This window comes from Nocardioides conyzicola (assembly GCF_039543825.1).
GTDB lineage: Bacteria > Actinomycetota > Actinomycetes > Propionibacteriales > Nocardioidaceae > Nocardioides > Nocardioides conyzicola.
This window is the reverse complement of the sequence record NZ_BAABKM010000002.1, coordinates 3005301-3019126: the sequence shown is the minus strand read 5'-3', so window position 1 is coordinate 3019126 and position 13826 is coordinate 3005301. Positions and strand designations below refer to the sequence as shown.

General features: G+C 70.4%; 11 protein-coding genes. 6 read left to right on the top strand and 5 right to left on the bottom strand.

The annotated features are described in order from the left end of the window. Positions 1-13: 13 nt before the first annotated feature. Complete coding sequence (locus ABEA34_RS17685; RefSeq protein WP_345522725.1) at positions 14-1675, bottom strand: methylmalonyl-CoA mutase family protein; 1662 nt, start codon at positions 1673-1675, stop codon at positions 14-16. A gap of 178 nt (positions 1676-1853) precedes the next feature. Here ABEA34_RS17685 and ABEA34_RS17680 point away from each other — a divergent pair, with 178 nt between their 5' ends. Together ABEA34_RS17680 and ABEA34_RS17675 are read left to right on the top strand one after the other, a co-directional pair. Further along, positions 1854-2003 (top strand): hypothetical protein, encoded by a 150-nt coding sequence (locus tag ABEA34_RS17680; RefSeq protein ID WP_345522723.1) that lies wholly within the window; start codon positions 1854-1856, stop codon positions 2001-2003. Positions 2004-2024: 21 nt separating this feature from the next. After that, positions 2025-2441 (top strand): hypothetical protein, encoded by a 417-nt coding sequence (locus ABEA34_RS17675; protein ID WP_345522722.1) that lies wholly within the window; start codon positions 2025-2027, stop codon positions 2439-2441. Here the strand turns inward: ABEA34_RS17675 and ABEA34_RS17670 are convergent. From ABEA34_RS17670 to ABEA34_RS17660, 3 genes are read right to left on the bottom strand one after another with little or no spacing between them, the layout of a single operon-like run. Then, on the bottom strand, positions 2438-3214 hold the full coding sequence (locus ABEA34_RS17670; protein WP_345522721.1) for a succinate dehydrogenase/fumarate reductase iron-sulfur subunit: 777 nt from the start codon (positions 3212-3214) through the stop codon (positions 2438-2440). The two genes, ABEA34_RS17675 and ABEA34_RS17670, sit on opposite strands and share 4 nt — an antisense overlap. An 11-nt stretch (positions 3215-3225) precedes the next feature. Beyond that, a complete protein-coding gene (locus ABEA34_RS17665; RefSeq protein WP_345522720.1) occupies positions 3226-5079 on the bottom strand; it encodes a fumarate reductase/succinate dehydrogenase flavoprotein subunit in 1854 nt (617 codons plus the stop codon). Further along, positions 5079-5861, bottom strand: coding sequence for a hypothetical protein (locus ABEA34_RS17660; protein ID WP_345522719.1), 783 nt, complete (start codon positions 5859-5861; stop codon positions 5079-5081). The genes ABEA34_RS17665 and ABEA34_RS17660 overlap by 1 nt, the downstream gene beginning before the upstream one ends. Positions 5862-6078: 217 nt before the next feature. On the opposite strand from ABEA34_RS17660, the gene ABEA34_RS17655 reads away from it, so the two are divergent. The 4 genes from ABEA34_RS17655 (at position 6079) to ABEA34_RS17640 (ending at position 10699) form a co-directional block, all read left to right on the top strand. Then, on the top strand, positions 6079-7149 hold the full coding sequence (locus ABEA34_RS17655) for a glycosyltransferase (protein ID WP_345522718.1): 1071 nt from the start codon (positions 6079-6081) through the stop codon (positions 7147-7149). Between the two features lie 63 nt (positions 7150-7212). Beyond that, the gene (locus tag ABEA34_RS17650) at positions 7213-7914 is read left to right on the top strand and encodes a succinate dehydrogenase cytochrome b subunit (protein WP_345522717.1); all 702 of its coding nucleotides are present in this window, start codon (positions 7213-7215) and stop codon (positions 7912-7914) included. A gap of 26 nt (positions 7915-7940) precedes the next feature. After that, positions 7941-9959: a fumarate reductase/succinate dehydrogenase flavoprotein subunit gene (locus ABEA34_RS17645; protein WP_345522810.1), complete on the top strand. Its 2019-nt coding sequence runs from the start codon at positions 7941-7943 to the stop codon at positions 9957-9959. Then, a complete protein-coding gene (locus ABEA34_RS17640; RefSeq protein ID WP_345522716.1) occupies positions 9956-10699 on the top strand; it encodes a succinate dehydrogenase/fumarate reductase iron-sulfur subunit in 744 nt (247 codons plus the stop codon). The genes ABEA34_RS17645 and ABEA34_RS17640 overlap by 4 nt, the downstream gene beginning before the upstream one ends. A 63-nt stretch (positions 10700-10762) precedes the next feature. On the opposite strand, the gene ABEA34_RS17635 is transcribed toward ABEA34_RS17640, so the two are convergent. After that, positions 10763-13825 carry a glycoside hydrolase family 3 C-terminal domain-containing protein gene (locus ABEA34_RS17635; protein ID WP_345522715.1) on the bottom strand — a complete coding sequence of 1021 codons (3063 nt, stop codon included), beginning with the start codon at positions 13823-13825 and terminating at the stop codon, positions 10763-10765. Position 13826 lies beyond the last annotated feature (1 nt).

Genomic DNA, 13826 nt, shown 5'->3' with positions numbered 1-13826 from the left:
CTCCTCGGGATGCTCACAGCTTCTCCCTCGTCCGGGTCAGGAAGTCCAGGGCGTCGACGCCCATCGCGCAGTTGTCGTCGGCCCAGTCGCGAGGCTTGCCGGCCACGATGACCCACTCGGCGCCGTTGCTCCGCAGCCGGGCCGCGGTGTCGGCACCCTGCTCGTCGTACGCCGCGTCGGTGCCGGCGAGGCAGACGACCCGCTGGCCGTCGTGCTCCCCCGTCGCGGCGCGGATGCCCCCGGCCGCCAGCAGGTTGGTGGCGAAGGTCGCGCGGGCGGTGTGCTGAGCGACGGTGCCGAGCGTGGCCAGGAAGACCGCGCTCGCCGGCGGCTCGTCGCGGAGCGCCTCGAAGCTGGCGCCGTAGCGGCGGACGCCGTCCCACTCGTCGGTGGGGGTGCGCTCGGGCAGCACCTCGTCGAGGTGGGGGAACTCGGTCAGGCCGGTGATCGGGCGCTCCCGCCGGGCGATCTCGGCCTCGCGCCGCTTGACCGCCGCGGCGATCTCGACGTCCAGGTCGGCCCCGTCGTCGAGCCGGCCGAAGACGTCCCACGCCGCGCGGGCCAGGTCGTCGGTGAGCTTCTCGACGGCGTACGACCCACCGGCCGGGTCGGCCACGTGCGCGACGTGCGACTCGTCGATGAGCAGGTGGGAGGTGTTGCGCGCGATCCGGCGGCCGAGGGCGTCGGGCCGGCCGAGCGGGCTGTCGAAGGGCACCACGGTGACGCTGTCCGCTCCCCCGACGCCGGCGGCGAACGCCGCGACCGTCGTGCGGAGCATGTTGACCCACGGGTCGTACTTGCTCATCATCGGGCGGCTGGTGACGGCGTGGAGGCGCATCTCGCGAGGCTCCGCCTGGCTGATCTCGAGGACGCGGGACCAGAGGCGGCGGGCGGCGCGGAGCTTGGCGATCGAGGGGAACTGCTCGTCGGTCACGGCGTAGCGGAACTCGACCAGGCTCGCGGCCTCGTCGACGCTGAGGCCGGCGTCCGCCAGGGTGCGGAGGTACGCCGCGCCGGCGGCCATCGACCAGCCGAGCTCCTGGGCGTCCGAGGCGCCGCGGTCGTGGACCCGGGTGGCGTCGACGACGAACCCGCGGATCTCGAGCTTGCGGGCCGCCGCCGCGATCTCGGCGGTGGCGGCGGCCGCGGGGACGCCGAGGTTGGTCTCGGGGTGGAGCTCGCGTCCGGTGAGGTACGCCGCGGCGGCGGCCGGGTCGGCGCCATCGAGCACGACGGGGGCCAGGTCGAGCAGCACGCCCTTGAGCAGGACGGCGAGGTCGGTGTCGGGGTCCACGCGCAGCCACAGGCTGGTCACGCCGCCGTCGAGGTCGAGGAGGGACTCCTCGTTGGCCAGCTCGGCGTCACGCCCGTCGACGTACGCCCGGACGTCCCAGTCACCCTGCCGGGTCGGCCGGCCGCTGGTCTCGAGGTCGTCGAGGTCTGCCGGGATGCCGAGCGGGGTCACCCCGATGCCGTCGAGCGTCGTCCGCGTCAGCTTGGCCCAGACCAGGTCGTCGGCGTCGTCCGCGCCCAGCCGGCGCCCCTTGCGGAGCACCGCGGCCGCCTCCCGCTCCCAGTCGGCCACCGTCCACGCGTCCTCCGGGGCCGCCAGGTGGAGCGAGCCCTGCGCAGGCTCCAGCTCACCGGGCTCGTCCAGCCCACCCTCGACAGTCATGCAGCGAACGATAGGAGCGCGACGTGACGTCGGCTACAGAGTGTGACCTTTTCGGCGTTCTGGTTTCGAGCCGGGTCCACCACCGACAACCGTGACCAGGTCGTGACCGACCGAGGGCAACGTGGCCGCCTACCACCGCGTCATAGGGGTGTCAGGACACTCGGGAGGAGATGGTCACATGTCAGTCAGGGAGATCGGCGAGCCGACCAGGCGGGGCGCGGCGCTGCGCGCGTTCCTCACCATCGTGCTGGTCACCGCGCTCGTGGCGGCGGCGCTCGGCGGGGCGACGTACGTCGCGTCCCGCGCGTTCGTCGGCATCATCAGCTGACCACCTCCTACCCTGACGACCGTGAAGGTGCGGTCGCCGGACGGTCAGGTGTGGCGGGTCAGCCGCCGATGGGTGCCGTGGCGTCGCCGGCTGAAGGGCGCCATGGACTCGGTCCCCGACCTCGGGATCGGGCACCTCGGGGACGACCCGGTCAGCGCGGTCATCGGGATCGTGCTGCTGGTCATCGCGCTGCCGTTCGTCGTGCTGGCGCTGGTCGCCGGGGTGGAGTTCCTGCTGGTGCTGGTCGTGCTGCCCTTCGCCGTCCTCGGCCGCGCGCTGTTCGGGCGCCACTGGACCGTGGAGGTACGCCGCGGGTGGCGGCCCTACTGGGAGACGCTGGCCGGCGACTGGCAGGAGAGCGGCCTGCGGATCCACGCGACGGCCGACGCGATCCGCCGCGGCGAGCTCCCTCCGGCGACGCTGGTCGACGGAGGCTAGACCTCGGTCCGCCCGTCGTTGTCCTTGTTGCGCAGCCCGATCTTGCTGCCCAGCCAGACCAGCGGGTCGTACTTGCGGTCGACCACGCGCTCCTTCATCGGGATGATCGCGTTGTCGGTGATCTTGATGCCCTCGGGGCACACCTCGGTGCAGCACTTGGTGATGTTGCACATCCCGAGGCCGGCGGCGCCCTGGGCGAGCGCCCGTCGGTCGTGGGTGTCGAGGGGGTGCATGTCGAGCTCGGCGTACCGCAGGAAGAAGCGCGGTCCGGCGAAGGCGGGCTTGTTGTCCTCGTGGTCGCGGACGACGTGGCAGGTGTCCTGGCACAGGAAGCACTCGATGCACTTGCGGAACTCCTGGCTCCGCTCGACGTCGATCTGCGCCATCCGCCGCTTGCCGTCGGCGTCGCGCGGCGGGAGCTCGGCGTACGGCAGCTCCTTGGCCTTCTCGTAGTTGAACGAGACGTCCGTGACGAGGTCGCGTATGACCGGGAACGCCCGCATCGGGGTGACCGTGATCGTCTCGGTCGGCTCGAAGTCGGACAGCCGGGTCATGCACAGCAGCTTGGGCCGGCCGTTGATCTCGGCCGAGCAGGAGCCGCACTTGCCGGCCTTGCAGTTCCACCGGATCGCCAGGTCGCCGGTCTGCGTGGCCTGGAGCCGGTGGAGCGCGTCGAGGACGACCTCGCCCTCGGACACCTCGACGGTGTAGTCGGCGAGGTCGCCGCCGTCCTGGTCGCCGCGCCAGACGCGCATCTTCAGGTCGTAGCCCATGTCCGTGCCTCTCAGTCGAAGTACTTCTTGAGCTCGTCCGGCATGACCGGGAGCGGCTTCTCGTGCAGGTCGACGCCGGTGCCGTCGGTGTTGAGGGTGACGACGAGGTTCTTCTTGCCCCACACCTCGGCGTCCGTCGTGGGGAAGTCGTCGCGGGTGTGACCGCCGCGCGACTCCTCACGGGCGAGCGCGGCCTTGGCGATGGCCTCGGAGACGATCAGCATGTTGCGCAGGTCGATCGCGAGGTGCCAGCCGGGGTTGTACTGCCGGTGCCCCTCCACGACCATCGTCTTCGCCCGTTCCTTGAAGACCTCGATCTCGCGCAGCGACTCCTCCAGCTCGGACCCGGTGCGGATGATCCCGACCAGGTCGTTCATCGACTGCTGCAGGTCGTGCTGGATCGTGTACGGGTTCTCGCCGCCCTCGACCTCGAACGGCGCCAGCGCGCTCGCCTGCGCCGCCTTCACGTCCGCCTCGTCGACCACGGGCCGGGCGTCGCCCAGGGAGGCGGCGTACGCCGAGGCCGCCTCGCCGGCGCGCTTGCCGAAGACCAGCAGGTCGCCGAGCGAGTTGCCGCCGAGCCGGTTGGAGCCATGCATGCCGCCGGAGCACTCGCCGACGGCGTACAGGCCGGTGACCGCGCTCTCCTGCGTGTCCGCGTCGACCTCGACGCCGCCCATCACGTAGTGGCAGGTCGGGCCGATCTCCATCGGCTCGGCCGTGATGTCGACGTCCGCCAGCTCCTTGAACTGGTGGTACATCGACGGCAGCCGCTTGCGGATGAACTCCGGCGTACGGCGCGACGCGATGTCCAGGTAGATGCCGCCGTGGGGCGTCCCGCGGCCGGCCTTGATCTCGGAGTTGATCGCCCGGGCGACCTCGTCACGCGGCAGCAGCTCGGGTGGACGACGGTTGTTCTTCTTGTCGTCGTACCACCGGTCGGCCTCCTCGATCGTGTCGGCCGTCTCGCTCTTGAAGAACTCCGGGATGTAGTCGAACATGAACCGCTTGCCCTCGGAGTTCTTGAGGACGCCGCCGTCGCCGCGCACCGACTCCGTGACCAGCAGCCCCTTCACCGACGGCGGCCAGACCATGCCGGTCGGGTGGAACTGCACGAACTCCATGTTGATGAGCGCGGCCCCGGCCCGCATCGCGAGCGCGTGGCCGTCGCCCGTGTACTCCCACGAGTTCGAGGTGACCTTGAACGACTTGCCGATGCCGCCGGTCGCGAGGATCACGGTCGGGGCGTCGAAGGTGATGAAGCGGCCGGACTCGCGCCAGTAGCCGATGGCGCCGGCGATCTTGCCGTCGTCCTTCAACAGGTCGGTGACGGTGCACTCCATGAAGACGTCGATGCCGAGCTGCACCGTGCGCTGCTGCAGCGTGCGGATCATCTCGAGGCCGGTGCGGTCGCCGACGTGGGCGAGGCGGGCGTACTTGTGGCCGCCGAAGTCGCGCTGCGAGATCAGCCCGTCGTCGGTGCGGTCGAAGAGCGCGCCCCAGTCCTCGAGCTCCTGCACCCGCTCGGGCGCCTCCTGGGCGTGGAGCTGGGCCATCCGCCAGTTGTTGAGCATCTTCCCGCCACGCATGGTGTCGCGGAAGTGCACCTCCCAGTTGTCCTCGGGCCAGCGGTTGCCCATGGCCGCGGCGATGCCGCCCTCGGCCATCACCGTGTGCGCCTTGCCGAGCAGGGACTTGCAGACCACGGCCGTGCGGGCGCCGGCCTCGTGCGCGGCGATCGCGGCCCGCAGGCCCGCACCGCCGGCGCCGACCACGACGACGTCGTACGTGTGCCGCTCCATGCCGCCCTCGCTGGCCCCTGACATCTCGTTCCCCGTCATCGGGTGTCGGGTGGACTCGGTCATCAGAAGAACCTCGGGTCGTCGAAGGCGCCGGTGGCCAGCAGGTAGATGTAGAAGTCGGTCAGGGCGACGGAGAAGAGCGAGAACCACGCCCACCGGGCGTGCTGGCCGTTGAGCTTGGAGACCCAGCCCCAGAGCTTGTAGCGGACCGGGTGCTTGGAGAAGTGGCGCAGCCGGCCGCCCATGATGTGCCGGCACGAGTGGCAGCCCAGCGTGTAGAGCCAGATGAAGACGACGTTGACCAGCATGATCAGCGTGCCGAGGCCCATGTGGATGCCGTCGGACTCGCCCTCGGCCGGCCCGAACGCGAGCAGCACGTCGTAGGTCAGGACCAGCGCGACGAGGACCGCGGCGTACCAGAACCAGCGGTGGACGTTCTGGGCGAGCAGCGGGAAGCGCGTCTCACCGGAGTACGAGCCGTGCGGCTCCGCGACCGCGCAGGCCGGGGGCGAGAGCCAGAACGCCCGGTAGTAGGCCTTGCGGTAGTAGTAGCAGGTCAGCCGGAAGCCGAGCGGGAAGACCAGGATCAGCAGCGCCGGCGAGAGCGGGAAGCCGCCGAACGGCTGGCCGAAGTCCGACGAGCCCGGGACGCACTCGTTGCTCAGGCACGGCGAGTAGAACGGCGAGAGGTAGGGCTCCGCGAAGTAGTTGGCGCCGGAGAAGGCGCGCCACGTCGAGTACACGATGAAGAGCGAGAAGACCGTGAAGGTCACCGCCGGGGTCAGCCACCAGCGGTCGGCACGGAGGGTCCTGACTCCGATGCGGGCCCTGGTCGGGCCGTTCACGCCGGTCGAGCCTGCTGCCGTCTCGCGTGCGTCTGTCGACGCCATCGCCACCTCCGGTGGGTCGGGTGCTAGGTGAGTCTGCACACTCCGGGCCCGATGTGAAAGGGCCCACACCGAGATTGCGAGAACGTGTTCTCATCCCGTGGTAGTCGACGGGTTCACGCGACATCTACCTGTACGCCGTGGTTCGGCCACCTGACCCGGTCACCCTGGCGGCATGCGGATCACCCTCGTGACCGAGACGTTCTTCCCGGCAGTCGACGGCACCACCACGACGGTGAAGGCGGTCGTGGACCGGCTCGTCGACACCGGTCACGAGGTGCAGCTGATCGCTCCCGGACCCGGCCTGACGACCTACGGCGGCTGCCCGGTGGCCCGGATCCGGCCGCTGGACAAGCCCGGTGGACAGGTGCGGGACGCCCTCGACTCCTTCCGCCCCGACCTCGTGCACGTGACGTCGCCGCGGACCGTCGGCCGCAAGGCGCTCAAGCACGCCTCCCGCCTCGGGGTGCCGGCCGTCGTGGTCGAGCAGTCGCCGGTGCTCGACGTGACCGCCGACTACTGGCGCTCCCGGGTCGCCGAGCGCGCCGCGACGCTCCTGGTCACCTCCCGGTGGATGGTCGGCCGGGTCGGCGACCTGAGCGAGGGGCCCGGCGACGAGCCGAAGCTGTGGGCACCGGGCGTCGACACCGCCGCCTTCACGCCCGCGCTGCGCGACACCTGGCTGCACGACCGCTGGTCCCGCGCCCGCTCGCTCGCCAGGCCCCTGGCCGTGGTCGGGTACGTCGGCAGCCTGCGCAACCGGCACGACGTGCGCCGGCTCGTGGACCTGGCCCAGGTCCGCGGGATCCGTCCGGTGATCGTCGGCGACGGGCCGCAGCGCGACTGGCTGCGGACCCGGCTGCCCGGCGCGGTCTTCACCGGCACCCTCGGCACCGGCGACCTGACCGCCGTGCTGCCCTCCTTCGACCTGCTCGTGCACCCCGGCACCCGCGAGACCTGCTGCCACGCGCTGCGCGAGGCGGGCGCCGCCGGCGTACCGGTCGTCGCTCCGCGCTCGGGCGGTGCGCCCGACGTCGTACGCCACCTCGAGACGGGCCTGCTCTACGACGACGGGCGCCGGCACGGGCTCCGCGACGCCGTCGACGCGCTCGCCGCGGACCGCAGCCGTGGCCTGCTCGGTGCGCGGGCGCGCGAGCTCTCGACCCGGTCGTGGACCGACGCCGTCGACGAGCTGGTCGACTACCACTACCGGCCGTTGCTCGCGCGCGAAGCCAGGGTCGGCTAACCGGATGTAAGTCACATCCCCCGTGGTCCCCAGCAGGGAACGCGGCGGGTAGCGTGGTCGTTCGTGGCAACGACGACGCTGGTCAGGGGAGCGCGCGCATCGCGTTCGACCATCACCCTCAAGCTCCTGATGGCCGGCAGCGGCATCATCTTCATCGGGTTCGTGCTCCTGCACATGTACGGCAACCTCAAGGCCTTCTCCGGCCACGACGCCTACAACGAGTACGCCGAGCACCTCCGGATCCTCGGCGAGCCGATGGTGCCCCGCGAGGGCGCCCTCTGGATCATCCGGTCGGTCCTGATCGTGTCGCTGGTCGTGCACGTCGCCTCGGCGGCCGCGCTGTGGAAGCGCGCCAAGCGCGCCCGCAGCACGCAGTACGTCGTGAAGAAGAACAAGGCCTCCAGCCTGTCCTCGCGGACCATGCGCTGGGGCGGGCTCACGCTGCTGCTCTTCATCATCTGGCACCTGATCAACTTCACGATCGGCAAGGTCAACGTGCAGGGCGGGTCGACCAACGACCCGTACAACCTGCTCGTCGACACCTTCGACACCTGGTGGATGACGCTCATCTACCTCGCCGCGATGCTGACCCTCGCGATGCACCTGCACCACGGGGTGTGGAGCTCGGCGCAGACCCTCGGCCTCACCAACAACGCCCGCGCCCGACGCAACGCGAAGAGCCTCGGCTGGATCGTCGCCATCGTCATCGCCGGTGGCTTCTCGCTCGTGCCGATCTTCGTCCTCGCCGGCGTCATCACCAAGTAGACAGGGGTCTCCCGCACATGACCGACATGCCGGACACCACCCTCACGTCCGACCCGTCCCACGACGAGCCCGGCGACCACGGCGACGACGCCGCGGGCTACTACACGCCGGGCGAGCCGATCGCGGACACCAAGGCGCCCGGCGGCCCCATCGACGAGCGCTGGCAGACGCGCAAGTTCGAGGCCCGCCTGGTCAACCCGTCCAACCGCCGCAAGCTCGACGTGATCATCGTCGGCACCGGCCTGGCCGGCGGCGCGGCCGCTGCCACGCTCGGCGAGGCCGGCTACAACGTGAAGTCCTTCTGCTACCAGGACTCCCCCCGCCGGGCCCACTCGATCGCGGCCCAGGGCGGCATCAACGCGGCCAAGAACTACAAGGAGGACGGCGACTCCGTCCACCGCCTCTTCTACGACACGGTCAAGGGCGGCGACTACCGCTCGCGCGAGTCCAACGTCTACCGCCTGGCCGAGGTCAGCACCAACATCATCGACCAGTGCGTCGCGCAGGGCGTCCCCTTCGCCCGTGAGTACGGCGGACTCCTCGACAACCGCTCGTTCGGCGGCGTCCAGGTGTCCCGCACGTTCTACGCCCGCGGCCAGACCGGTCAGCAGCTGCTGATCGGCGCCTACCAGGCCATGGAGCGTCAGGTCGCGGCCGGCACGGTCGAGCAGTTCACCCGCCACGAGATGCTCGAGGTGATCGTCGTCGACGGCAAGGCGCGCGGCATCATCGCCCGCGACCTCGTCACCGGCGAGATCGAGACCCACCTGGCCGACGTCGTCGTGCTCGCGAGCGGCGGCTACGGCAACGTCTTCTTCCTCTCCACCAACGCGATGGGCTCCAACGTCACGGCGGCGTGGCGCGCGCACCGCAAGGGCGCCTACATGGCCAACCCCTGCTACACGCAGATCCACCCCACCTGCATCCCGGTGACCGGCACCCACCAGTCCAAGCTCACCCTGATGTCCGAGTCGCTGCGCAACGACGGCCGGATCTGGGTGCCCAAGAGCAAGGCCGACTGCGAGAAGGACCCGCGCGACATCCCGGAGGAGGACCGCGACTACTACCTGGAGCGGATCTACCCGTCCTTCGGCAACCTGGTCCCCCGCGACATCGCCTCGCGTGCTGCCAAGAACGTCTGCGACGAGGGCCGCGGCGTCGGCCCGGCCGTCGAGGGCGTACGCCGCGGCGTCTACCTCGACTTCGCCTCGGCGATCGAGCGCCTCGGCCGCGACGGCATCGAGGAGAAGTACGACAACCTCTTCGACATGTACGCCCGGATCACCGGCGAGAACCCGTACGAGACCCCGATGCGGATCTACCCGGCCGTGCACTACGTCATGGGCGGCCTGTGGGTCGACTACGACCTGCAGTCCTCGATCAAGGGCCTGTTCGTCACCGGCGAGGCCAACTTCTCCGACCACGGTGCCAACCGCCTCGGCGCCTCGGCGCTGATGCAGGGCCTGGCCGACGGCTACTTCGTGCTCCCGCACACCATCCGCGACTACCTCGCGGACGGTCCGTTCGAGAAGGTCGCCGAGGACCACCCCGCCGTGGTCGAGGCCAGGAAGTCGGTCCAGGACCGGGTCGACCACTTCCTCACCACCAAGGGCACCCGCAGCGTCGACTCCTACCACCGCGAGCTCGGCAACATCATGTGGGAGTACTGCGGCATGGAGCGGTCCGAGGACGGCCTGAAGAAGGCGATCGACCTCATCCGCACCCTCAAGGACGACTTCTGGCGCAACGTGAAGGTGCTCGGCACGGCCGAGAGCCTCAACCAGTCGCTCGAGCGCGCCGGCCGCGTCGCCGACTTCATCGAGCTCGGCGAGCTGATGTGCATCGACGCCCTCAACCGCCGCGAGTCCTGCGGCGGCCACTTCCGGGCCGAGTCGCAGACCGAGGACGGCGAGGCCCTGCGCCACGACGACCAGTTCGCGTACGTCGCCGCCTGGGAGTTCGCCGGTGACGGCGAGCCGCCGGTGCTGCACAAGGAAGACCTCGTCTACACGGCCATCGAGATGAAGCAGCGGAGCTACAAGTGAAGGTCACCCTCAAGATCTGGCGCCAGCCGGACGCCGCGTCGAAGGGCGCGATGCACACCTACGAGCTCGACGGCGTCTCGGAGGACATGTCCTTCCTCGAGATGCTCGACGTCCTCAACGAGGAGCTCAACGGCAAGGGCGAGGACCCGGTCGCGTTCGACTCCGACTGTCGCGAGGGCATCTGCGGCATGTGCGGCCTGATGATCAACGGCGAGGCCCACGGCCCCGAGGTCACCACGACCTGCCAGCTGCACATGCGGTCCTTCAAGGACGGCGACGAGATCGTCATCGAGCCCTGGCGCGCCGACGCCTTCCCGGTCGTCAAGGACCTCGTCGTCGACCGCGGCGCCTTCGACCGGATCATCCAGGCCGGCGGCTACATCTCCGTCAACACCGGCTCCGCCCCCGAGGCCCACTCCGTGCCGGTCCCCCGCGAGGACGCCGTACGCGCCTTCAACGTGGCCACCTGCATCGGCTGCGGCGCCTGCGTCGCCGCCTGCCCCAACGGCTCCGCCTCCCTCTTCATGGGCGCCAAGATCACCCACCTCGGCGAGCTCCCCCAGGGCCAGCCGGAGCGGGACTCCCGCGTCGTCGACATGGTCGCCCAGCACGACGCCGAGGGCTTCGGTGGCTGCACGAACATCGGCGAGTGCACCGCCGCCTGCCCCAAGGAGATCCCGCTCGACGTGATCTCCCGCCTCAACTGGGACCTGCACCAGGCCATGCGCCACGGCCACTGACCGTTCCCCGAGATTGCTCGGGGAACGGTCAGTGAGCACGCAGTCGGCGCGGGTTTCGCCGTCTCAGCCCACCGTGACCGTGAGGTCGTGGGTGGCCTGCGGACTGACCTCGTTGGTGGCGCGCACCCGCACCACGATGGTGCCCGCGGCGGTCGGGGTCCCGGAGATCGTCCCGGTGCCGTCGCCGTTGTCGACGAACGCCAGCCCCGCCGGCAGCTTGCCCTTCACCGAGAGGCTCGGCACCTCCTGCGCCGTGGGCGACTGCGTGGTCGCCGTGGCGATGGTGAAGGTGCCTGCCGTGCCGGCGGTGAACGCCGCCGTCGGCGCCGAGGTGATCTGCAGCGGAGCCACGTTCACCACGAACGTCGTGCTCACCGTGGTGCCGTGCAGCTTCGCGTCGACCGTCACGGTCGCCACGCCCGATCCGACGGCGCGAAGCACCGTGCCGCCCTGCGCGACGGCGACCACGTCACGCCGGTTGGAGTGGTACCGGATCTTGGTGCCCGCCGGGAGCGGGGTGCTGCGTCCCTTGCTGATGTAGCCGTGCAGCGCCTCGTCGTCCGTGGCGAGGGTGACCTGGGGATCGATCAGGGCACCGGCGTCGAAGGCGACCCGCTGGGCGACGTCGGCCGCCACGTCCCCCGACTGCACCGGTCGCACCGAGACCGTCGTGGGCACCTTCCCGAGCCGACCGGTCACCCGGACGGAGGCACGCTGCCTGACGTCGTCGACCGCGCCCGCCAGCTGCAGACCGTAGGTCCCCTGGTCGACCTTCATGGTCTCGTTGTCCTCGTCGAGGAACGCGAGCTGCGAGGCTGGCGCCGAGAAGTGGACCTTCACGGTCTTGCCCGGCTTGACCACGACCCGGTCGAAGGCGAGCAGCCGCTTGGCCGGTCGCTCAGCAGCGGCCGAGGCGAAGGGGGTCGTCACGTACAGCTGCGGGGTCGCCGCGCCGGCGACGTCGCCGGTGTTGGTGACCTTGGCGGTGGCCGTGACGGTGCCCGAGGCGTCGACGGACCCGCCGGCGACCTTCAGGTCCGAGAACCGGAAGCTGCTGTAGCCGAGGCCGTGACCGAACGCGAAGCTCGGCTTGCCCGTGTAGTACATGTACGTGCGACCGGGGGCCGACTGGCTGGGACGGATCGCGTAGTCGGTGATCGCCGGCAGCTGGCTGTCGTCGGTGTACCAGGTGAAGGGCAGGTGCCCACTGGGGTTGGTCGTGCCGAGCAGGACATCGGCGATCGCCGGACCCTGGCGCTGCCCGAGGTAGGAGCTCCACAGGAGGGCGGGGCTGGTCTGCTCGAAGCTGCGCACGTCGACCGAGCCGACGGTCTGGAGGTAGACGACCGTGCGCGGGTTGGCGGCCTCGACCTGGCTGATCATCGCGGCCTGGGCGCCGGGCAGCGCGGTCGTCGTACGGTCGTGGTCCTCCGAGGCGGTGCTCCCGTCGGTGCCGGCGACGACCACGACCGCGTCGTACCCGCCGACCTTGGCGAGGGTGTCGGGGTCGACGGTGGTGAGCCGCGACGCGTTGGTGCCGCCGGTGACACCGGGCAGGAAGTCGACCTGGGCGTTCGGGTTCCTCGCCTCCACGGCTTCCTTGATGCCGGTGTAGGCGTCGACGTTGTTGGCGGCACCGGCGTTGACCTGGCGGCTGGAGTAGCCGCCGGTGAAGAGCTGCGCCGGGTGCGCGAAGTAGCCGACCACGGCGAGCTTGAAGGCCTTCTTCTTCGGGACGCTCAGCGGCAGCAGGGAGGTGCCGGCGACCTTGTCGTTCTTGAGCAGCACGAGGGCCTGCTCGGCGCTCTGCTGCGCCTGCGCGAGCCGCTCGGGCGTCTCCGTGACCGCGTTGTTGTCCGGGGAGGTGGTCCAGGTGGCCCCGCCGAGACGCTTGCGGGCCGCGCGGACCCACGGGACCTGGTTCTCCTTGTCGAACTCGCCGGTCTCGATCCGAGCGGTGAACAGGCGGGTCAGCGAGGTGTCGACGTCCCCGACGTTGAAGGTGTCGGTCTCGGTCTTGATCTTCTGCGCGATCGCCGTGGGCACGGTGTTCCCGTAGCTGTACTGGTCGTGGTAGCCCCAGTTGCAGTCGAGATCCTCGCCTGCGGCGATGGCCCACGCCGAGCGGGAGTACTGGTCGAGGGGTGCGCTGGCACCCGGCGGCTGCCAGTGGTGCCCGGCCTGGATCTCGTAGACCGCGTCGCAGTCCGAGGTGAAGTAGCCGTCGAACCCGTAGGTGTCGCGCGCCAGGTCGCTCATCAGCTGCACGCTCGCAGCGGCCGGCACGCCGTTGACCTCGTTGTAGGAGCTCATGATCGAGCCGGGGTGGGCCGACTTCACGATGTCGGCGAACTGCTTGGTGTAGTACTCACGCAGCGTGCGCTGGTCCATGTCGGACGAGCCGTTGCGCCGGTTGACCTCGCTGTTGTTGGCCGCGTAGTGCTTCAGCGTGGCGATCGCCTTGTAGTAGCCGTGGGCGGAGTCCGGCAGGGTGCCGTCGGTGGTCTGCCCCTGGAGGCCGTTGACGTACTGACCGGCCAGCCGGGCGGTCAGCGTCGGGTCCTCGCTCCAGGCCTCGTCGTTGCGCCCCCACCGGGGGTCGCGGGCGAGGTTGACCGTCGGCGCATAGAAGTCGAGGTTGAGCCGGTTGTCGGGCGCCGTGTCGCGGGCCTCGTCACCGATCAGGGAGGCCTCGCGGTAGACGAGCTCCGGGTCCCAGGTGCTGCCCATCGACAGGTCCGAGGGGTACGACGTGGTGTTGGTGAGCGTCGTGGCGTTGCCGGTCGGCGTGATGGTGGAGGCATTGACCCCGTGGTTGGACTCGTTCCACCAGCCCCAGGCGGCGATCCCGAGACGCGGCAGCGCCGGGGCCTGGCTGCTGTTCATCTGCTGGGCCTTCTCCCCCAGCGACATCCGGGAGACCAGGTCCGCTGCGCGCTCGGCTGGGGAGTACGAGCGGTCGAGGTAGACCGGAGACGACGTACGGGACGCCGCCCTGGCCGAGGCCGGCGATGCGGATGGTGATCCGGCCGCTGGAGTGGCCGCGACCCCGGTCGCGGCGAGAGCGCTCCCCGCGAGGGAGAGGCCGAGGATGGTGCCGAGGCGTCGGCGATTGCTGCTGACCATG